The following is a 22194-nucleotide window of genomic DNA, read 5'->3' as shown; positions in this document are numbered from 1 at the left end:
TCGTATCAACAAAAGGAACAAATGCAATTATTCGCTAACACATTACATCATCACCATCATCATTTCAACATCGATCTGATGCATGGGAGATATATGTTTTAGCTAGAGATATAAACTAATTTAAAACAAAAAGGCTTGCCATGCGGCAAGCCTTTTTTTATTGTCAATTTTAATGATCATGAACAAAAAAATCAGAATAGCAGTCCAAAAATCAGGCAGACTTCAGGAGCAGTCAGTCAAGCTCCTCAAGGAATGCGGGTTGGCTTTCAGCAACGGTCCAAATCGTTTGAAGGCTGAGACTTTCAATTTCCCTGCGGAAATATTATTTCTAAGAGATGACGACATCCCGCAATATGTGGAAGACAAAGTAGCCGATATCGGGATTGTCGGGGAAAATGTATTCATAGAAAAGCAGAAGCAGGTAGATCTTGTACAACGCCTTGATTTCAGTAAATGCCGGCTGGCCATTGCTGTTTCCAAGGATAAGCAATATGATGGCCCTTCTTCACTTGAAGGCAAAAAAATAGCCACCTCCTATCCCAACATTGTCAACAAATTCCTCAAGGAAAAAAATATCAATGCCGAGATCCATGAGATCAGTGGATCGGTGGAAATAGCTCCGGGAATAGGCCTTGCTGACGCCATCTGCGACATTGTAAGCACCGGCAGCACCCTGCTGAGTAACGGACTTAAAGAGGTAGAAACCGTGATGAGATCGGAAGCAGTGCTTATTGCGAATAATTCCTTGGATAATGAAATACAAGAGCTACTGGAAAAACTCATTTTTCGCATCAAGGCTGTTAATACAGCTAAAAACAACAAGTATTTGTTACTCAACTCGCCCAACGAATCCATAGAAGCCATAACCAAGGTGCTTCCCGGCATGAAAAGCCCAACTGTAACACCACTGCAACAGGAAGGATGGTCTTCCCTACACTCAGTGGTCAATGAAAATGAGTTTTGGGCCATCATAGACCAGCTTAAAGCCCTTGGCGCACAAGGCATACTTGTAGTTCCTATTGAAAAAATGATCATCTAATACGACCATTATGAATATTATAAAATACCCAAACCCATCAGAATTAGAGGAGCTTTTAAAACGGCCCTCTTTCGAAGCGGATTACCTTGAAAGTATTGTCAAAAACATTATTACCCGGGTTCGCCAGTGCGGTGACCAGGCGCTTTTTGAGCTCAATGAAAAGTTTGATAAAGTAAAACTGGATACACTCATAGTTAGCAAGCAGGAATTTGATGCTGCAACCAACGCGGTCAGCGATGAATTAAAGAATGCCATTCAGGTCGCTGCCGAAAACATTCTCAAGTTTCACAGCAGCCAAAAAAGAGTTGAAAAACCTGTAGAAACATCGCAGGGGGTCACTTGCTGGAGGAAGGCTGTGGCCATCGAAAAAGTCGGCATTTACATCCCCGGGGGTACTGCTCCATTATTTTCAACGGTACTCATGCTAGCCATACCCGCCACCATAGCCGGGTGCAGTGAGATCATCCTTTGCACCCCTCCCGACCGGGAAGGAAGCATCAATTCGGCAATACTTTATGCAGCCCAACTTACCGGAGTAACCAAAGTGTATAAAGTTGGCGGAGCACAAGCTATAGCCGCCATGGCGTATGGCACTGAGAGCATTCCCAAAGCAGACAAAATATTCGGGCCCGGAAATCAATATGTGACGGCTGCCAAGCAGATGGTAAGCCTGGATGGAGTGGCAATAGATATGCCGGCAGGACCTTCTGAACTGGCCATTATTGCCGATGCTTCTGCCAACCCTGCTTTTATAGCCGCTGACCTGCTGTCGCAGGCAGAACACGGCCGGGACAGCCAGGTGATCCTTTTTGGAACAGACGAATACCTGATCAAAAGTGTAAATGAGGAAATGCAAACACAGATCAGGGACCTACCCAGAAAGGAGATCGCAAAAGCCAGTCTTTCAAACAGCAAAGCGATTCTGGTAAAAGACATTAATGAAGCCCTGAAGCTGAGCAATTATTATGCACCAGAGCATTTGATCATTGCTACAGAAAATGCTGAGGATGCGGCTGAAAAAGTGTTAAACGCAGGTTCCGTTTTTTTAGGCAATTATACACCGGAATCAGCCGGAGACTACGCCTCCGGCACCAATCACACCCTCCCAACCAACGGGACTGCAAGAGCTTACAGCGGTGTTTCTCTTGATAGCTTTGTCAAGCAGATCACCTTTCAAAAGATCACACAGGCAGGTATTCAAAATTTAGGGCCAGCGATTGAACAAATGGCAGAGGCTGAACAGCTTTTGGCTCACAAAAGGGCTGTAACCATAAGAATGGCATAAAAAATCGAACAATGAACGCTTTAGAGAAAATAAGACCGAACATACTCAACCTGCAACCCTATTCTTCTGCTCGTGACGAGTTTGAGGGTGATGGTGAGGTATTTCTTGATGCTAATGAGAACCCCTACCAAACTGGCATGAACAGGTACCCGGATCCGTATCAGCGGGCAGTAAAGAAGGAGCTGGCAAAGCTGAAAAACCTTTCTGAAAAGCAAATCTTCCTGGGAAATGGCAGCGATGAAGCCATCGATCTGATCATCAGGATGTTTTGTGAACCGGGGAAAGACAACATTATCACCCCGGAACCCACCTACGGAATGTATCAGGTTTCAGCGGCTATCAACAACATCGCGATAAAAAAAACTCCTCTATCGTCAGAATTTGAGCTTTTTGCAGATGATATGCTTATGGCAGCAGACGCAAACACCAGGGTCGCCTTTGTTTGCTCTCCCAACAACCCATCCGGAAATGCCCTGGATCAAAACCAGGTGATTAAGTTATTGGAAGATTTTGACGGAATTGTAGTTGTTGACGAAGCTTACATAGACTTCTCATCAACCCCATCTTTTACCGGTATGTTGAATAAGTTCAACAATTTAATCGTACTACAAACCTTCTCGAAGGCCTGGGGCATGGCGGGCTTGAGACTGGGGATGGCATATGCCTCCGAAGAACTGATTAATGTATTCAATAAGGTGAAACCACCTTACAACATTAATGCACTCACGCAAACTGAAGCGCTGAAAAAGCTCGGAAAACCGGAAAGAGTGGCCGATGAGGTGAAGCTCATCCTTCAGCAAAGAGAATGGCTTGAAAGGGAATTATCCAGCTTACCCATAGTAGAAAAGGTTTTTCCCAGCAATAGCAATTTTCTGTTAGTACGGTTTCACCAGGCTTCTGATATATTTAAGTATCTTATAGAAAAAGAAATTATCGTGAGAGACCGGACAAAAGTTAAATACTGTGAAAACTGCCTGCGGATATCAGTAGGTACAGAAAAGGAGAACAAAACACTACTTACAGCATTAAGAAAATATCAATCATGAAAAAAGTACTTTTTATAGATCGTGATGGCACGTTGATCATCGAGCCGGAAGATGAACAGATCGACAGCCTTGAAAAGCTGGAGTATTATCCGGGCGTTTTTACCTGGCTAGGAAAAATTTGCAGGGAGCTTGATTATGAACTGGTGATGGTAACGAACCAGGATGGACTGGGCACAGACAGCTTTCCGGAAGACACCTTTTGGCCGGCTCATAACCGCATGCTTGAGACCCTGCGAAACGAAGGTATAGCGTTTAATGATATTATTATTGACAGAACAAAACCGGAGGACAATCAACCCACCAGAAAACCAGGGACAGCGCTTTTATCGAAATACTTAGCTGATGGTTACGATCTCGCTAATTCGTTTGTAATTGGAGACAGGACGAGCGATGTAATGCTTGCCCGCAACCTCAGATGCAGTGGTATATTGATAAATGATGGCTCGCTACAAGCCAGCCTTGAAAAGGATGATCTTTCAGGCTGCTGCTCGATCACTACCAGGTCCTGGGAAGATATCTATAACTTCCTGGCAGGGCAGCCACGAAAGGCAATAGTTAGACGAAATACCAGAGAGACAAATATAGACGTAGAGGTAAATTTGGATGGCAATGGCAACAGTGATGTTAAAACTGGAATCGCATTTTTTGATCATATGCTCGACCAGATTGCAAAACACGGTTTGGTAGATCTTAGAATAACCACCATCGGTGACCTTGAAGTGGACGAACACCACACCATTGAAGATACGGCCATTGCTCTTGGAGAGGCTTTTATCAAAGCTCTGGGAAGTAAACGAGGTATCGAAAGGTACGGCTTCTGCCTTCCTATGGACGATGCTTTGGCTCAGGTGGCTATTGATTTCGGGGGGAGGAACTGGATCGTTTGGGAGGCAGACTTTAAAAGAGAAATGGTAGGGAAAATGCCTACGGAGATGTTCTATCACTTCTTTAAGTCGTTTTCCGATGCTGCGAAATGTAACCTGAATATCAAAGTGGCCGGAGAAAATGAACATCATAAAATAGAAGCCATTTTTAAAGCATTTGCAAAAGCTATAAAAATGGCAGTGAAAAAAGAAGCAGGGAACTATCAGTTACCGAGTACAAAGGGGGTTTTGTAGCAAAAGAACTTACGCTCGCCCTACTTTTTTCAGGTCATTCTGAACAATAGTGAAGAAACTTACTAAGACGGGATGACTTTCTTAATGACTAACGTACACAAAAAATGAAAACAGTAATTATAAAATATAACGCAGGAAACACCCAATCCGTGATCTATGCACTTGAGCGATTGGGTATCACTCCTGTTTTAACCAGCAATTTTGAAGAGATCCAAAGTGCAGATAAAGTGATCTTTCCGGGTGTTGGGGAGGCAAGCAGTACTATGCGGCACCTCCAGGAGCTTGGATTGGATCGGCTAATTCCAACTCTTCAACAACCAGTATTGGGCATTTGCCTGGGGATGCAACTGATGTGTGACCACTCTGAGGAAAATGATACGCAATGCATGGGCGTCTTCAACATATCAGTAAAGAAGTTTCGAAGCAAAAAGGGTGAAAAAGTACCACACATGGGTTGGAATAACCTGACCCCAAAAAACAGCGGTTGGATATCACAAAATGTAGTCGACAGGCACATGTATTTTGTCCATAGCTACTACGTGCCTGTTATAGAAGAGACTGTGGCTACTTGCGACTATATACTGCCCTTTAGTGCGGCGCTTCAGAAAAATAATTTTTATGCTACCCAGTTCCACCCTGAAAAATCAGGCAAACAGGGCGAGCAGATCATCAAAAATTTTATTGAATTATGAGGATAATACCAGCCATAGACATTATTGACGGCAAATGCGTCAGGCTCACCCAGGGTGACTATAACAAAAAAAAGATCTACAATGAAAATCCAATTGAAGTAGCCAGGGAATTTGAAGACGCAGGCCTGAAATTTCTTCACATGGTAGACCTGGACGGAGCAAAAGCAGGTCGGATTGTTAATTACAGCGTACTTGAAAAGGTTGCTACTCAAACGTCACTCTCCATAGATTTTGGTGGCGGCATTAAATCTGACCAGGATATTGAAATAGCCTTTAAAAGCGGGGCTAAACAGGTCACTTGCGGCAGTATTGCAGTTAAATATCCTGCAAAAGTACTGGAATGGGCTGATCGCTACGGTCGTGATAAACTGATCCTGGGAGCAGATGTTAAGGAAAGGAAAGTAGCCATTAGTGGATGGACGGAAAAAACAACGCTTTCCATTGAAGACCTGATTCACAAGTACATGGGTGATGGTTTGTATCATGTGATCTGTACTGATATTGCCACAGACGGTATGCTTACCGGGCCCAACCTTGACCTGTATAAAGACCTGCTACGTATTTTCCCTTCCATCAGGCTCATCGCAAGTGGGGGCGTTGGTAGCATCAATGATTTAGTAAAACTAAAAGAAATAGGTGTGGAAGGGGCTATTTTGGGTAAAGCCATTTATGAAGGTAAAGTGAAATTGAATGAATTAAAATCACTTCAGGATGCTTAAAAAGAGAATTATACCCTGTCTTGACGTAAAAAATGGCCGAACGGTTAAGGGAATCAATTTTGTCAATATTCGAGATGCCGGAGACCCGGTTGAATTGGGGGCACTTTATGCCGAACAGGGAGCTGATGAGCTGGTATTTCTGGACATCACGGCTACTAATGACGGCCGTAAAACCTTTAAAGAATTAGTCAAAGATATTGCAAAGCATCTCAATATTCCCTTCACTGTAGGTGGTGGTATCAGCAATGTAGAAGATGTAGCTCCCTTGCTATATGCCGGGGCGGATAAAGTCTCTGTCAACTCTGCTGCCGTGCGCAGGCCGGAGCTAATTGATGAGTTGGTGCAGGAATTTGGCAGCCAATGTATCGTTGTGGCCATTGATGCAAGAATGGTCGATGGACAATGGCTCGTACATACCCATGGAGGATCAAAACCAACAGAAAAAGAACTTTTTAGTTGGGCTGAAGAGGTGGAGCAAAGGGGTGCCGGAGAGATACTATTCACCAGCATGGATCATGACGGGACCAGGCAGGGCTTTGCTGTTGAGGCGCTTAAAGAGATGTCGGAAAGACTGAGCATACCCATCATAGCTTCCGGTGGTGCAGGCGTTATGGAACATTTTAATGATGCGTTCACTGTCGGCCAAGCCGATGCAGCGCTGGCAGCAAGCATTTTTCATTTTAAGGAAATAGGCATCCCCGAACTAAAAAATTATTTAAAACAAAAAAACATAGCCATACGATAGGCAGTATAAGTAATGGATACCAATAATATACAACCGGACTTCGATAAACTCAACGGGCTTGTTCCCGCCATCATACAGGACGCTTTTACCCGGAAGGTCCTGATGTTGGGTTTTATGAACAAAGATGCCTTTGAGAAGACTCTAAAAGAAGGCAAGGTAACTTTCTATAGTCGCACAAAAGCCCGGCTTTGGACGAAAGGTGAAACCTCGGGAAACTTTCTGGAGGTAAAAAACATTAACGTTGACTGTGACAATGACACGCTGCTAATTGAAGCCGTACCCACAGGTCCGGTTTGTCATACAGGCACGGACACCTGCTTCGGTGTTAAAAATAAATCTGCGGATCTCAGCTTTCTGGAACACACCATCCAGGAAAGAAAAAATAACCCGAAAGAAGGATCATATACGAATGAGCTACTGAATAAAGGCATTAACAAAGTAGCCCAGAAGGTCGGTGAAGAAGCAGTAGAACTTGTTATAGAAGCCAAAGATGATAATGAAGTGCTGTTTTTAAATGAAGCAGCCGATCTGATGTATCACTACCTGGTGCTGTTGGCGGCCAAGGGGTATGAATTGAATGATGTAGTTAAAGTATTGAGGGAGAGGCATGGTTGATTGGTTTATTGGTTATTGGTTATTGGCTGGTGGCTGGTGGCTATTCGTGGCACCACTATCTTCGCTATGCAAATAGTGGTACCACGAATAATATCGGTGAAAACGGTGAACTGAACTGTGAACGAAGAAACTGAGAACTGTGAACTGGAAACTGTGAACTGTGAACTGGAAACTGTGAACTGTGAACTGAGAACTGTGAACTGTGAACTGATATTTTTTGTCACCTTCGTTACAAAAGGTTAATATTAATTCATTCAAATTGCAGCAATCATTTTTAAATGACTGAAGATGCCTAAGACCAAAACTATAGACGGTTACCCTTTTGAAGAATACCACAGAGACACCTACACTGAAGAGGAAGTAGTGCAGAGGAGTAACGATTTTTATCACTGGATGGATCAACGAAGGACTGTCCGTGATTTTTCAGACAAGCCCATACCGAGAGAAGTGATCGACAACCTGATCCTTACTGCTTCAACAGCCCCATCCGGTGCTCATAAGCAACCATGGACCTTCTGCGTGGTCTCTAGCCCTGATCTAAAGAAAAAGATACGAAAAGCTGCTGAGGAAGAAGAATATGAGAGCTACCATGGCCGCATGACCCCCGAGTGGCTGGAAGACCTGAAGCCACTACAAACCGACTGGCATAAGTCATTTTTGGAAACAGCTCCTTATCTGATCATCGTTTTTAAAAGGGCTTATGAGCTTGATGCTAAAGGAAATAAGAGAAATAATTACTATGTCAATGAATCAGTGGGACTGGCTGCCGGTTTCCTTCTCACCGCTATTCACCACGCAGGTTTAGTAGCGCTTACACACACGCCCAGCCCAATGAATTTCCTGGCAAAACTATTGGATCGCCCGGCTAACGAGCGCCCCGTTCTGCTCATCCCTGTCGGGTATCCGGCCCATGAGACTTATGTACCTCGGTTGAGGCGTAAATCTTTGGATGAAGTGGCAGCTTACTACGAGTAGCAGTAGCTTTATGTAGAACTCCGGCGCCTGGCACAATTTCAATGATATAAACATGCTGAGGTGAGCTTGACCTTGGCGCTCTTTTAAAGCCACTTAGATTTCCAAACTACCACGTCATCCAAAATTTTCGTGGAGTAACGGAGAAAATATTCAGGATCCCCTTATCCAGGGCAGAAGCAAAAGCCCGGACACTGCCAGTAGCGAGGAGATCCCGGATCTTCACTGCGTTACGTCCTGGCACCCCCAGCCGAGTTAGGGATGACGGTATGGAGAATTTAATAATCATCTGATTATCAATGTATAATAAAAACTTGTCATTGGTACGGGAGGAAGTTAAGATTCTTCATTCAGAATTCAGATGACCTTAAAAAGAGGTTTTTAAGGGCTGTTTTGTATACGAATACAATTTAATCGGTTCTACTATATCGAACTCACCGTAATTAGTGACATTAAGAAAACGCCAATGTCTGCGTTACGCTCGCCCCAAAAATGCTCATGTACCTCAGTACGCTTTTTGGCGCTTCGTCCCGCCCTTTGGCGGCAACGTTTTCTTAAAGCCACTTAGAGTTTTCTTACAAACACAACTTTAGCTAATGCTAGCTGATCATCTCTTCAAATTCTTCGACATCAAACTTAATATCATCCTCCCCGATTTGATCGAAAGGATTTTCAAGGTGTCCCTGAATATTATCCAGACTAACAAGGATAAAACTGAACATTACCGGCATCATATACTCCAGACCAGGGCTGTATTGCTCAGCTATATAACCAAAATATGGGCCGTATAAAATGGGGAAGCTATAAATAAACACTTTGCTATAAGCCCGTAGCGTAATAGGTGTGCGGTAATGAAGTATTACTTTAAGATTTTCAATTGAAACCGCCAGTTTACTGATATATTGACTCACCCGCGACATTTCTCCCGACTGAAGTCCCAAATCTCTGAACTCTTTAAGCAGCAATGACAAATTTGAAATTTTATCGAAGATCACTTTTTCCGCCTGATACACTTGTTTACTGTCCGCTGTAAAAAATGCCCGTAACGAATTGTAGATATCCAGCAATTGGGCTTTCATTTTCAATTCATAGTCCTTATTAGCAGGCTCAAGCCAATCTCGTGAAGCATAATAAATCGCTAGCAGGTGCGCTTTAAAATCACCCAGCATGGCCAGTGCCTTTTCCCTTCTTTTGTAAGCGCTATCTATGGAAAATACTACCGGAAACACAATAGCAATACCTATAACGGTAAGGGGAAATTCTGCTTTTACGTGGTAGTAGCCACATAGCCATGTTGAGGCTATGGCTAGAATAGTAACTATAAATGTCTTATAGTTGATGATGAGGTAAAGGCTTCGTAGCACCTTCATATTTCTATTGTGTTGATAACAGGCGAATATATAAAAAAGTCTGGTCTTGTTAAGAAATTGTTAAGTCACCAAAGCATAAATTTTTTAAACGCTCATATGATCCTATATTTGCTCAAAACGACTATTGTCCTGTATGAAATGAGCATAGATTTTATATCCTAAAATAGACAATACTGATAGTGACCAGGGCAAGCCGGGGACGAATGGTCGGCAGTAGGCAAAAGCAGTAGGCAAAAAAGGTGTGAGTAATATAGTCGGGAGTCTTCAATGATACACTTCTGACTTCCGGCTTCGGTCTTCGAGCTTTCTCAATACTAAACCACAATACTAACATGAAAAGAGCTTTCTCCACAAGTTTCCGTATCTCAGCAGCTAATGGATGGCTATTTATATTACGCATATCTCTATCTTCATTTATGCTTACTCATGGTTATCCAAAGCTTAAAACACTTCTTCAGGGTGGGGAAATTGCTTTCTATGATTTCCTTGGCATAGGCAACACAGCCTCCCTGGTATTAGCAGTTTTTGCAGAGTTCCTTTGCTCTATTTTTGTTTTGCTGGGATTAGGCACTCGTCTGGCTACAATTCCTCTTATAACTACGATGTTCGTGGCAGCCTTTATGGTGCATGCAGATGATCCCTTCAGCAAGAAAGAGTTTGCACTTCTTTATGCTCTCGGCTTTATTACATTGTTTGTTTTTGGCAGTGGAAAGTATTCTATCGATCAGATCATCAGTAATAAACTGGATAAATAAGGAGTAATTTATAAGTGCTGCAACCTAACCCCTTTTGGATCTTTGAACTTCTGCCCCTCCTTTTCCACATCTCACGTCTCATATCTCATATCTCACGTCTACTTTCAATTAATTCTTACATTTTTCTTCTCCGAAAACGTTAGTTGTTTTATTTTCGCGGCATCAGAAACTTCATATTAACACTATGGGAAGAGCATTTGAATATAGACGAGCAGCCAAAGAAAAACGTTGGGACAAAATGTCCAAATTGTTTCCCAAACTGGCTAAAGCTATCACTGTAGCAGCCAAAGAAGGGGGCACAGACCCCGAAATGAATGCCAAGCTTCGCACTGCCATACAAAATGCGAAGGTACAAAATATGCCAAAAGATAATATTGAGGCTGCTATTAAACGTGCCGAAGGAAAGGATGCTGATGCTTATGTGGAAGTAAACTATGAAGGTAAAGGGCCCCATGGAGTGCTTGTATTTGTAGAATGCGCCACTGATAACACGACCCGTACCGTGGCGAATGTAAAATCATACTTCAACAAAGCCGGGGGTAGCCTCGTCCCTTCAGGATCTCTCGAATTCATGTTTTCCAGAAATGCGGTTTTTGAGTTCGACAAAAAAGAAGGTATGGACGTTGAAGAGCTGGAGCTGGAGCTGATAGATGCGGGCATGGAAGAAATTGAAGTGAAAGACAGTACGGTTTATGTATATGGTGACTACACCAACTTCGGAAGCTTGTCTGCGGCACTTGAAAACATGGGCATTGAAGTAAACAATGCTTCACTAAAACGAGAGCCCAACTCTCCTGTAGAGTTTACGGAAGAACAAATGGCGGACATTGAAAAAATGCTGGACAAGATAGAGGACGATGATGATGTGCAGGCCGTTTACACCAATATTGCTTGATATTATAAGGCTGTCCATTGCGTTGTTATAAATTCAGTGGACTGCTGAGCGAAATTTCATATATTGAAGCATGCAACAACAAGCTTCATCACCCTATCAGCAATTTCGCACCCTCAATATCATATACACTGCCTTACCGGTAATGGTTACATTATTTGCTACAGCAGTGCTTGTAGTCAATTATATGCGGCCAATGACTGGAGAGCATGCAGACTTACTCCTTCTATACGCTCCTCCCGTTCTGCTCATAATAGCCTTGCCTGTTAGCACCTTTCTTTTCAATAAAGTTGTAGGTAGTGCAAAACAACAGAACGTGCCCCTGAACAAAAAGCTTGCAGCGTACCAAACCGGTATCATCATAAAGGCTGCTATCTTAGAAGCCCCGGCACTTTTGGCGTGTGTTGTCACTTTTATTACAGGTAAAATTGTAATACTTGGGGTGGTGCCGCTCGTACTCTTTGTGTTTTTTATCCATCGCCCGACCCTTTACCGTCTGGAAAGTGACCTTGAACTTTCTCGTGACGACCTGGAGAAGCTCAAAAGTGGTATCAGTTAACGAATGTGGTTTTAGAACAATATATCTGCATATTCGCCATTAGTAAACATCCTGCATGAAAGCTTCCCTCGGAGGGCATCTGGTTTAAACAGTGATTTTCCAAGCAACATTCTCACACATTCCTGTATCCCCTCAGTAATCGATGGATGCGGGTGCACACATTCAGCAAGCTCTTCAATACCTTTATCCATGCTAATAAGTAGTGCCACAGCCTGAATGGCGCTGGAAGCATGATTGCCCACCACACGCATACCAAGAATTTTCATTTTTTCATCGTTGGTCACCAAAAGCTTGATGAAGCCCTGAGTATTTCGTTTGGCTATAGCACGAGGTATACATGCGTAGTCCAAAGTCACCACTTTATAGGCGATCCCTTTTTCGGCTGCTTGTATTTCATTCAGCCCTACGCCTGCCACCTCTGGATTGAGGAACATAATAGTAGAGATGTTCTCATAAACCAGCTTTCGTCTTGGTTCTCCAAAGATCTTTTCCACAGCATATCGCCCCTCCAGTTCTCCTACATTTACCAATGCTATATCGGCTGTAATATCCCCAACAGCATAAATGTTAGAAACGCTGGTTTGCGTATCATTATCTTCTATACCTCTTTTTGTCAGAACAATGCTAACATTGTCATCCCACAGATCTTCATAATTCGGGACCCTTCCTACTGAAACCAGGGCTTTTTCCACATTAAACACCTCTTTAGATCCATCATCATATTCTAACTCATACTCCACCCTTCCTCTAACAATGTCCATGCGAATCAGTTGCGCATTTCTATGGATATGCACCCCGTTATTTTCCATATTGCGTTCAATCACCCTTACCACATCTTCATCCTCGAAAGGAAGTATTCGTTCGCCTTTATCTATTAAATGCACCTTTGTTTTTCCAAACCCTGAAAAGATTGTGGCAAATTCACAGCCTATCACCCCGGCTCCCAGGATTACCATACTTTCCGGGAAATCCTCCATCTGCTCTATTCCGTCACTGGTCATGATGATCTTTTCGTCAATCGGGATGTTGGGCAGCTTTCTGGGCCTGCTACCGGTGGCCAATATCACGTAGTCCGTTTTTACCCTTTCCTTCACATCCCCGGATGTTATTTCAACGTCATTAGGACTTAAAAGTCGCGCTGATCCGGTCTTAAACACAAGCAGGTCAGCAAAGAGTGAAGAATTTAATAAATTCATATGCTCCTGTAAAAGTACCTTGCGCTCCTCTACGGCACGGTTTACCTCAGCCTGTACTTCCTTAAAGGAAACTTCCGGCATATCCATATTAAAGCGCTTCAGGTGTTTCCTCAACAAGTGCGATTCGCGGGAGATCTCCCACCACGTTTTAGATGATAAGGCACCATTGGTTACACCGGCACCACCAACTCTGTTTTTCTCTATCAAGAGTACTTTCTTTCGAAAATCCACTGCACGCATTGCTGCAGCATAGCCGGATGGCCCTGCTCCAATTACTACCAGATCATACTTTTTCATACATCTATTATTTAGACAACGGTCACTATTTCTATACAGCGCTTATTAACAATTGTTGCTGCGAATTAAAGCCTTCAATATAATGTAAAATGAAGAGAGCGCAATACATTGTTTTTCATTAAGAAAACCAACCACAAAATACTTCTAAATATAATGATTTATTAATCAATTTGTTAGCACTGGCAAAATCTAAAATTTATTAGTACATTAAGCAATTAACCAATAAGTTGTGAGGATAAAAAACCAACTATTTCAGCTCTCCAGAAAACTACAAAAAGGTTATATCATCACCATCCTGGCATGTGTGCTTGCTGTGCTGTGCTATGCCATTTTGCAATTATTCATACCTTATACATCCTTTACCAACGGCCTGCTGTTAACTGTCATCATTTCGATACTGGTCTCCTACCCGGTCACTCATCTGGTTTTTCTCTATGCCCAAACAATAAAGAAAAAGAATGAAGAGGTAAAGATGCACAATGAGATAAAAAACAGGTTGATATACATTCTAAGTCATGATATAAAAAGCCCACTGTCAAACATTCAACAGACCTTACAAATGATCAGGGATTCATCCCTTCAGGGTGATGAGTTTTTAGCACTTTCTGACAACTTTTCCAGGGATATAGCTAATACACTCAACCTGACGAGAAACATAATCAGGTGGATACAGGTACAGCAGGATGATTTCAAACCTGACATTCATTTCCTTAAGCTGAATGAGGCTATTACAGAAACAATCGAACTGTACCGACCAATAGCAGAAAAAAAGGACATCAACTTATTGAGTACCGGCTCTGGTGAAATGGGTATTCATACAGACCGGGAAATGTTTAAGGTAGTATTGCGCAACCTTATCTCTAATGCCATTAAGTTTACTCACCCGGGAGGAAATATTATCGTTAATTATTCCTGCGAAATAAACGCATGTTTTGTAAGTGTATCAGACAACGGAATAGGTATCGACCAGGAAAAAATTGACGACCTTTTTAATATACATCAGATGTCCAGTGAAAAAGGGACTTTAAATGAACGAGGTACAGGCATTGGTCTGCACCTCAGCAAAAACATTCTGGATCATCTGCAGGGAAAGATATGGGTAGAAAGCGAACCAGGTTCCGGCACAACATTTCATTTCACACTGCCGGATATACAAGCTCCCAGTCAGTCTTGAGAGCCACCATTTAATCATAAGCTCAACCTAAAACTATTGATGAAATGATAGCATTACTCGAAGCCCCTCATTAATCCTTACAGCCAATAATCACCCGCCCGTAATCACATAACTCATTGAGAAACAATATGATTTGAGTTGTTAGTAACTAAAGTGATCATTTTTCGAAAAAATTAATGGGATTATTTGAATGATTTTTTAAAAGGTTTTTTCAAAATATTGATTTAATAAAATTATTATAACTATTTTTATAAATTATAAAAATATTAAAATAATATTGCTTGCAATTTATCTAATTCATTTTTATTATTGTATAAGATTTAAACATTTTTTTAACTAAAACAATAATTAAAATGAACACTACAACCACTACAATCGCCCCACAAGTAAAAGCCACTGATAAGAAGGAAGATTTAATCAACGCTTTATTTGAAAAGAATAGAGTAAAAGGAAACACAAAATCACCATTTTGCCTGGGAAATTGCCAAACCTGCGAACCCTTTTAAAGAGAGAATTGTCCAGTGTGGATATAGCATTCGCGCTGGACCATCTTTTATTAACTAAAAAAAAAAGATATGAATAATCTACTTAAAGCTTTGGATTGCGAAAATGAAGAAGTGGTCATTAACGCTTTTATGGACAGATATAGTGTTAGTTCTGAGGAAGCTCGTGACATATTTACCGAAACCAAAAAATGGTTGTGGCTGGCTGCGCAGAATAAATCTCATAATAAAGGAGGCCTGCTGATAGATAAGTCTCTTCTAGTGATTGATGAAATGTGGCATACTTTTCTTCTCCACAGCAAGATCTACTATGAATATTGCTTTAATAAGCTAAAAACCTTAGTACATCATGTGCCTACAACCCAAGCAGAGAAAATTCAAATTGCGTATGACCTACAAAATAACCCTCAAAAAAATGAGTTGTATGAAAATCGAATCAAAAATCAATATGCTTTAATTTATGACCAACTTGGGCCAGAAACCTTAATTAAATGGTATGATACTTTAGCTAATAAATATACTCCCGAACACCTTCAAGCAATAAAGAAATAAAAGATACTAATAGTAAAATATAGATCTATTTTTTTATTGTCTTACAAGCTCTATTTTTAACATTCATTATAATTAATGAATGTTAATTTTTATTGCGCCATATCTTCATCCTGCGTTTGGACTTAATTCTAGAAAAAGGGTATATTTTTTTTCTATCTTAATTATCTATTTCTTCTGTTCCAAAGCTGGCATCGCTCAAGAAAACGGTTCATTGCTGATTAAGAACTATAATAGAAAAGATTTCAACGCCTCAGTTGCAAATTGGCAAGTTATGCAAGATGATCTAGGAGTTATTTATGCAGCGAATTATGACGGGATAATAAATTTTAATGGTTCTCAATGGCGATTCTTACCTATTAAAAATGGATTACCGGGTTTATCAATTGCTCATGACAAGAAAAATAGAATTTTTGTCGGAACCTTAGGTGACTTTGGCTATCTTCAGCCAACCTTAAGAGGTGACCTTCATTTTGTAACGCTCAGCCAATTTTTACCTTCCAATGTACGACTAACGCCATTTTGGCATGTCATACCAACGCAAAATGGTGTCTATTTTAGCTCTCCCAGTCTCACAGTAAGATGGACCGATGGTAAATTAACTTATTGGTCCCCTGTCAATAATGGCGTGTTTCGATATGGTTTTCATGTCTTTGATAACTTCTATACTACGCAACGTAATCAAGGTATTCTAAAAATAGTCTCAGACACAATTAATGTAATTCCTCATAGTAAAAGTATTATAGAGCATGAAATAGTAATGATTGAAGAGCATCTTCAAAACAGTCTACTCATTGGAACCAGCAAGAATGGATTTTATTTTTTCAGTCAAGGTGATTTTCAGGACATAGAATCTAACGCAGAGCGCTTCTTAATTGAAAATAAGTTACTTACCAGTGACAAACATATTAAGTCAAATCTTTACGCATTAGGTACGATAAATGGAGGGATAGGTATAGTTGATAAAGAACTGGAATTAAAAAGAGTTATTGATAAGGCACGGGGGGGATTGATTACAAATGCTGTGAGGGATGTGATGTTTGATTCGCATGATAATTTATGGAGTGCTTTAAACGAAGGTATATCTTTTATTGAATTATCTTCACCATGGGAATATTGGAATAATAACTCAAAGTTTTTTGGCATTCCTACCTCTATTTTGCGCTTTAATAATCAAGTATATGTTAGTTCGTCAGAGGGATTATTTCTTCTCTTTAATCAAAGCTTAAATAAAATTAAGGAGTTGGATAGTAAAATTTGGGATTTGGCAGCATCTCAGCATGAGCTAATAGCAGCGAGCCAGGAAGGCGTATATGTGATTAAAAAAAAACTAAAAATCCAGAATTTTTCGGAATCAACATTTCTCAGTTTTGATGACAGTTTACTACATATAGGTCATAATAATGGCTTAAGTGTTTTAGAATATTCAGAAGGTAGTTGGGTTGAAAAATATACAATAAATATTCCGAATCCCGCATATAGAAGTGTTACTTATGACACAGACAACAACTTATGGGTCAGTGCCAAATTCAATGGAATTTATAAAATCTCTAATTTTGAAAACCCTCAAATCGTCAAATACGACACCACCTATGGCCTTCCTGATATCAACGAAATTCAAATCATCAAAAAAGACGACCGTCTTCTATTCACCACCACAAAAGGCTTCTACCACTTCAACGAAAAAACCGAAAGGTTCGAACCTGATAGCAGCATTATCAGTGAACGCCTCAATATCAATAACATAGCAGAAGACAAATTTGGCAATTACATCATTTCGGTAGTTTCTGAGGACCGAACGGCTCACGTTGAAATGCTTAGAAAAGAGGGGGATGAATATGTAAGGGATTATATTCCATTTAGGCGCCTACCCGAAATGGAGATCACCGCTATCTACCCGGATGGCGATAAATACATTTGGATCGGAGGCAGCGAAGGTCTCTTCCGGTTTGATCGTACTGTTAAAAAAGACTACACCCTCCCCTTTAACACGCTGGTGAGCAGAGTATCAGTGCGCGATTCAGTCATCTTCTACGGAAATTATTATGACAATACTGACACGACCGGTGTGCCACCAATCATACTCGACCAACCTGACCATTTCAAACCGGAACTGGAATACAAAGACAACAACCTGACCTTTGAATATGCTGCGGCTTTCTATGAGGCTCCCGAAAGGACGGTGTATAGTTATTACCTTGAAAATAACGAGCCCGGCTGGTCAAAGTGGACCTCGGATACTAAAAAAGAATACAACAACCTGAGCGCAGGCACTTATACTTTTCATGTAAAAGCTAAAAATATTTATGACACCGAAGGTAGAATTGCTTCCTATGAATTTACCATTCTGCCTCCGTGGTATCAAACGGTATGGGCATACATCGGATTCTCCATTTTAGGAGTTCTGTTTATTTGGTTTATTGCGTTGCTCTACACTTTCAGGGTCCGGATGCAGCGAAGGAGATTGAAACTGATCGTGGCAGACAGAACCTACGAGGTGATCCAGCAGAAAAAGGAGATTGAGCGGCAAAAAGACCTGCTCCAGCATCAGTATGAGGAGATCTGCAATCAAAGGGACAGTATTCAGCAAAAAAACAGGGAACTACAGGTTGCTCAGAATGAAACCCTTAGCGCCAATGAAGCATTGCAAAAGCTAAATAATCACCTGGAAAAAGAAGTGGAGAAGCGCACGAAAAAGATCAAGCAAACCCTACAGCAACTGCAAAACAAAAACAAAGAGCTGGATACGTTTATCTACCGGGCTTCCCATGATCTCAAAGGCCCGATCAGCAGGATCAGTGGCTTGTCCACACTGGCAAAAATGGCTGTTCCTCCGGATGCAGATCAAAATTTCGTAGCTCTGATCGAAGAAACTGCCAACAATATGAAAGTGCTGATCTCCAAGCTCACACAGGTACACGACCTGAACAATGCGCAGATCAGAAAAGACAGTGTCAGGATTGCTGACTTAGTTGCCTCCGGCCGGCACATGCTCAGTCACCTGGAAAAGGATGGCAATATTGAGTACTATTTGAACTTCTCTGAAGACCTTGAAGTAAGTAGCGACAAGGACCTGCTAGGTATTATTATCCAGAACCTGCTGGAAAATGCCCTGGTTTTTAGAAAGCCCAGAGGGGTTGAACACCAAATTCGAATTGAAATTACTGTTTTAAGCGAAGTGTTGACCATCAAAATTTATGATACCGGCATTGGAATTTATCCGGAACAAATAGACAGGGTATTTGAAATGTTCTATAAGGGTGTAAACCAATCGATTGGAAGTGGTCTGGGCTTGTACTTAGTTAAAATGACAGTTGAGAAGCTCAATGGCACTATCACTGTTCAGAGCAAGATCCATGAGTACACTGAATTTACGGTAACGCTGCCTCTTTCTGATAACCATGCTAACTAAGCATTTGCCGGCAATATAATCTCGAAAGTGGTTTTTCCCTCTTCATCGTTCACCAGATGTATTTTCCCATTTAAAACCTTTACTGCTGTTTTAACAGTATACAACCCAAGTCCGCTACCACTGATCTCGTCATGCCCCACAAAAAACATATCAAATATTTTGGTAGTAATATCCTTTGGAATGCCCAAACCATAATCTGTCACTTGTATTGACACAGTCTGTCCTTTCATTTTCCTGCAACGGATCTCAATACGGGGCACTTCGTTTTCTTTTTTAAATTTAATAGCATTATCCAGCAGTTGATAGAAAATATTTTCAACTGTCTCCTTATCTGAGAATAGCTGACATCCCTCCTCTATGTCAATGCTGACCTGCACTTCATTTCTTGCATTAGGCAAAAGCCTGTCAAGCACCCGGTCTATGAGCTTACCAACATTTACTTCATTAATATTCAGTTCAGAGGCTTTCAGACGAACAATGTTGAGCAGGCGATAAAAGACATCATTCATTTCCTCAGCAGTTACATTCAACAAATTCACCAGCTCCAGTATCTTCTGATCTGCCGTTTCCAGTGAAATTAAGTGACTCAACCCTTGCAGGCGGGCAATAGGCCCTCTTACATCATGCACCGAACGGTAAATGAAGGTGTCCAGCTCCTTATTCACCTCCAATAGCTCTTTATACGCTTTTTTAAGCTGATCTGTCCTTTCCTCCACAATATCTTCCAGCCGTAGATTTATCTTTTGCAGTTCCTTATTTTTATCCTCGATCTGTCGCTGCTGCGCCTCAATAGCCTCCTTCTGTGCTTCTATCTCTTCTTTTTGATGAGTGATTTCAGAAGTACGCACCGCCACTATCCTCGCCAACTCCTGCTGAGCATTTTTTAGAGACCTGATTCTGAGATAGTACACTAGCCAAATCAAAGAAACCACTATCAAAATAGCCATCACAGCAAAGGCATTCGTTTCATAAAATGCCGGTTTTATATAAAAGGAAAGTACGGCCCCTTCGTCATTCCAGATACCATCTCTGTTGGCCGCCAGCACCTGAAAACTATAATTTCCATAGGGCAAGTTGGTGTAACTGATCTCCTTCTTATCCTGAGACTCCTGCCAGTCATCATCAAATCCTGATAACTTGTATTTGTAAGTAATACTATGAGGTGCAATATAGCTAAGGGCGGCAAATTTGATCGTAATGCGGTGCTTTCCGGCAGGAATGGTGATCAAACTATCTGCTGTTACCGGTTTATTGTCGATCAACACCTTTTCAATAGCCACCGGTGGTTTTCTGGCATTCAGCTTGATATTTCCAGGGTCGATCATCTCCACTCCCCGGTTAGTAGCAAACCACAAGGTACCATCTTTTGCCTTCAGGCTCTGAGCTGATGATGTGGCCGCTGTTGCCTTTAACCCGTCTTCCTGTGAGTAAGCAACAGAAGTAACTCGATCAATCCTTCCTTCAAGAAAGTCGTTGAGTTCACTTTTGCGCACTTTGAACACACTTATCCCTTTCTGATTGGTGGTGAACCAGTAATAACCGAAATCATCTTCTATCAACTGGAAAATCGTGTTGCTGGTAAGCCCATTCGTTGCCAGCACTTTTTTGAACTCCCCATTTTTATATCTTGTAAGACCGGCATTACCACAAATCCACCTTACACCGTCACTATCCTCAACTGTTCTGAACACAAAATCACCTGCCAGCCCATCTCTGGCGTAAAAGGATGTAAATTTTCCATCTTTAAATACATTAAGGCCATTACGTGTACCTATCCAGATATTACCATCCGAATCTTCATCAATGCTCATAATGTATTCATGAGACAGTCCATTTTCCACAGAATAACTTATCTGTTCATTTTTATTGATCACAGTTATGCCATCCGTAGTACCCACCCAGATATTCTCTTTTGAATCTTCAAATACCAAACGCACGTTATCATGTATAAGGCCTTTTCCCGTATTATATATTACCGGCTCACCCCCATTGTACTTTAAAAGGAAATTGAGTGTAGATATCCAAAGATTCCCCCTGCTATCCAGAAACCCACTTTTAAGATTTGTAGATGAAAAGTCATAGCCAAGATTTAAAGGCTGAAGCGTATTCTTTTCTGCATTGAGTATGCTGACACCCTCCTGGTGTACAACCAGGTACTCCCCTGTACTCCTTTCAACAATAGCGTGTACCACATAAGGTTTCTGATCAGTTGCTCTGAGGTCTGAATAGTTGGTAAACTTACCGTCCCACAATTTGTAGAGTCCTTGCCGATAGGTTCCCAACCACAAATTTCCTTCGTTATCCATTACCATTGAAGTAACGTCTTGGCCAAAAAGAGGATGTACCTTTGAAAAATATGAATACCTGTCATCATCGACCCGGGTAAAGCCCTTGTAGGTCCCCACCCACAAAATATCATTATTATCTATTTCAGAAGAGGTAACATAATTATTTAACAAACCTTCTTCAGTTGTCATCCGTCTTATCCCTCCTCCTTCTACTACTGACATGCCACCGTCTGTCCCTATAAACACCGCTCCCATTTCGCATTTCACATAGTTGATATGGTTACTGGTCAGCCCGGTACTCATGTCATAGCGCTGAATATCATTTCCCTTAAACCGATAAACACCCTTATCCACGGTGCCGACCCATAAATACCCATCCTGCGAGCAATCAATACTGGTGAGGTTCACATCTTTCAGTTCCCCGGGGGTATCTTCATTCAGAAAACGTTCGCCTTCCTTATAATACAAACCGTTATCGGTAGCCACCCATAGCGTTCCTTCCAGGTCCGCAACGACCTCCTGTACAAAATTGCCCGGTAGCCCATCCTCCATATCGTAGATCTTAATCTTTTCTCCATCGATAGCTGTCACACCTGCTCCACTTGAACTCGCCCATATTATACCCGATCGATCTTCATAAATATGTGTGTAGGAATTATTCTGAATAGCAGGAGTATTAAATGAGCTGTACGTATAAAAGTCTATTCCGTTAAACCTGGTAATACCTCCGTAAGACACAAACCAGATATATCCCGTACGTGCCTGTATAATGTGAATAATGGAGTTGACCGGCAGACCCTGCTCACTGGTCCAATGATCATAGTTATACTGATCCAGATTTTTATCTACATTGAGCTCATTCTGGGCATGGATAGCGCTCCCTGAAAAGAATATGATCAGGAAAATGGCTATAAGTTTATACAGGAAGCCTTTCACAAGCCAATTATATTGAAGACGTTACATTTAAA

18 protein-coding genes are annotated in these 22194 nt (G+C 41.4%); 15 read left to right on the top strand and 3 right to left on the bottom strand.

Annotated elements, in window-relative coordinates:
* The first annotated feature begins 178 nt into the window (after positions 1-178).
* The 9 genes from hisG to C900_RS14235 all read left to right on the top strand — a co-directional run bounded on the left by hisG (position 179) and on the right by C900_RS14235 (position 8234).
* On the top strand, positions 179-1039 hold the full coding sequence (gene hisG / locus C900_RS14275; protein ID WP_009580693.1) for an ATP phosphoribosyltransferase: 861 nt from the start codon (positions 179-181) through the stop codon (positions 1037-1039).
* Positions 1040-1049: 10 nt separating this feature from the next.
* Positions 1050-2324, top strand: coding sequence for a histidinol dehydrogenase (hisD, locus tag C900_RS14270; RefSeq protein ID WP_009580692.1), 1275 nt, complete (start codon positions 1050-1052; stop codon positions 2322-2324).
* Between the two features lie 11 nt (positions 2325-2335).
* Positions 2336-3370: a histidinol-phosphate transaminase gene (hisC, locus tag C900_RS14265; RefSeq protein WP_009580691.1), complete on the top strand. Its 1035-nt coding sequence runs from the start codon at positions 2336-2338 to the stop codon at positions 3368-3370.
* Positions 3367-4488, top strand: coding sequence for a bifunctional histidinol-phosphatase/imidazoleglycerol-phosphate dehydratase HisB (gene hisB, locus C900_RS14260; RefSeq protein WP_009580690.1), 1122 nt, complete (start codon positions 3367-3369; stop codon positions 4486-4488). Before hisC ends, hisB begins: the two co-directional genes overlap by 4 nt.
* Positions 4489-4592: 104 nt before the next feature.
* Positions 4593-5180 (top strand): imidazole glycerol phosphate synthase subunit HisH, encoded by a 588-nt coding sequence (hisH, locus tag C900_RS14255; RefSeq protein ID WP_009580689.1) that lies wholly within the window; start codon positions 4593-4595, stop codon positions 5178-5180.
* Positions 5177-5899, top strand: a complete 723-nt coding sequence (gene hisA, locus C900_RS14250) for a 1-(5-phosphoribosyl)-5-[(5-phosphoribosylamino)methylideneamino]imidazole-4-carboxamide isomerase (protein ID WP_009580688.1) — start codon at positions 5177-5179, stop codon at positions 5897-5899. The genes hisH and hisA overlap by 4 nt, the downstream gene beginning before the upstream one ends.
* Entirely contained in the window at positions 5892-6644 is a 753-nt protein-coding gene (gene hisF / locus C900_RS14245; protein WP_009580685.1) for an imidazole glycerol phosphate synthase subunit HisF, read from the top strand. The genes hisA and hisF overlap by 8 nt, the downstream gene beginning before the upstream one ends.
* Before the next feature lie 12 nt (positions 6645-6656).
* Positions 6657-7259 carry a bifunctional phosphoribosyl-AMP cyclohydrolase/phosphoribosyl-ATP diphosphatase HisIE gene (gene hisIE / locus C900_RS14240; RefSeq protein ID WP_009580684.1) on the top strand — a complete coding sequence of 201 codons (603 nt, stop codon included), beginning with the start codon at positions 6657-6659 and terminating at the stop codon, positions 7257-7259.
* A 288-nt stretch (positions 7260-7547) separates the two neighbouring features.
* On the top strand, positions 7548-8234 hold the full coding sequence (locus C900_RS14235; protein WP_009580682.1) for a nitroreductase family protein: 687 nt from the start codon (positions 7548-7550) through the stop codon (positions 8232-8234).
* Positions 8235-8830: 596 nt separating this feature from the next.
* On the opposite strand, the gene C900_RS14230 is transcribed toward C900_RS14235, so the two are convergent.
* Positions 8831-9601: a bestrophin family ion channel gene (locus tag C900_RS14230; protein WP_009580681.1), complete on the bottom strand. Its 771-nt coding sequence runs from the start codon at positions 9599-9601 to the stop codon at positions 8831-8833.
* A 332-nt stretch (positions 9602-9933) separates the two neighbouring features.
* Between C900_RS14230 and C900_RS14225 the strand changes: the two genes are divergently transcribed.
* From C900_RS14225 to C900_RS14215, 3 genes are all read left to right on the top strand, one after another.
* Positions 9934-10356: a DoxX family protein gene (locus tag C900_RS14225; protein WP_040496814.1), complete on the top strand. Its 423-nt coding sequence runs from the start codon at positions 9934-9936 to the stop codon at positions 10354-10356.
* A 184-nt stretch (positions 10357-10540) separates the two neighbouring features.
* Positions 10541-11251, top strand: a complete 711-nt coding sequence (locus C900_RS14220) for a YebC/PmpR family DNA-binding transcriptional regulator (RefSeq protein ID WP_009580679.1) — start codon at positions 10541-10543, stop codon at positions 11249-11251.
* A 70-nt stretch (positions 11252-11321) separates the two neighbouring features.
* Positions 11322-11807 (top strand): hypothetical protein, encoded by a 486-nt coding sequence (locus tag C900_RS14215; RefSeq protein ID WP_040496813.1) that lies wholly within the window; start codon positions 11322-11324, stop codon positions 11805-11807.
* A gap of 11 nt (positions 11808-11818) precedes the next feature.
* On the opposite strand, the gene C900_RS14210 is transcribed toward C900_RS14215, so the two are convergent.
* The gene (locus tag C900_RS14210) at positions 11819-13300 is read right to left on the bottom strand and encodes a dihydrolipoyl dehydrogenase family protein (protein WP_009580676.1); all 1482 of its coding nucleotides are present in this window, start codon (positions 13298-13300) and stop codon (positions 11819-11821) included.
* A 229-nt stretch (positions 13301-13529) separates the two neighbouring features.
* Here C900_RS14210 and C900_RS14205 point away from each other — a divergent pair, with 229 nt between their 5' ends.
* From C900_RS14205 to C900_RS14195, 3 genes are all read left to right on the top strand, one after another.
* Positions 13530-14474 (top strand): sensor histidine kinase, encoded by a 945-nt coding sequence (locus C900_RS14205; protein WP_009580675.1) that lies wholly within the window; start codon positions 13530-13532, stop codon positions 14472-14474.
* A 575-nt stretch (positions 14475-15049) separates the two neighbouring features.
* Positions 15050-15529, top strand: coding sequence for a glycine-rich domain-containing protein (locus tag C900_RS14200; protein ID WP_009580673.1), 480 nt, complete (start codon positions 15050-15052; stop codon positions 15527-15529).
* Positions 15530-15800: 271 nt separating this feature from the next.
* A complete protein-coding gene (locus C900_RS14195; protein ID WP_009580672.1) occupies positions 15801-18938 on the top strand; it encodes a sensor histidine kinase in 3138 nt (1045 codons plus the stop codon).
* On the opposite strand, the gene C900_RS14190 is transcribed toward C900_RS14195, so the two are convergent.
* The gene (locus C900_RS14190; RefSeq protein WP_009580671.1) at positions 18935-22162 is read right to left on the bottom strand and encodes a sensor histidine kinase; all 3228 of its coding nucleotides are present in this window, start codon (positions 22160-22162) and stop codon (positions 18935-18937) included. The two genes, C900_RS14195 and C900_RS14190, sit on opposite strands and share 4 nt — an antisense overlap.
* Positions 22163-22194 lie beyond the last annotated feature (32 nt).

The organism is Fulvivirga imtechensis AK7 (assembly GCF_000331535.1).
Classification (GTDB): domain Bacteria; phylum Bacteroidota; class Bacteroidia; order Cytophagales; family Cyclobacteriaceae; genus Fulvivirga; species Fulvivirga imtechensis.
Note: the sequence above shows the minus strand (reverse complement) of the source record. Positions and strands in the feature narration are given on the sequence as shown.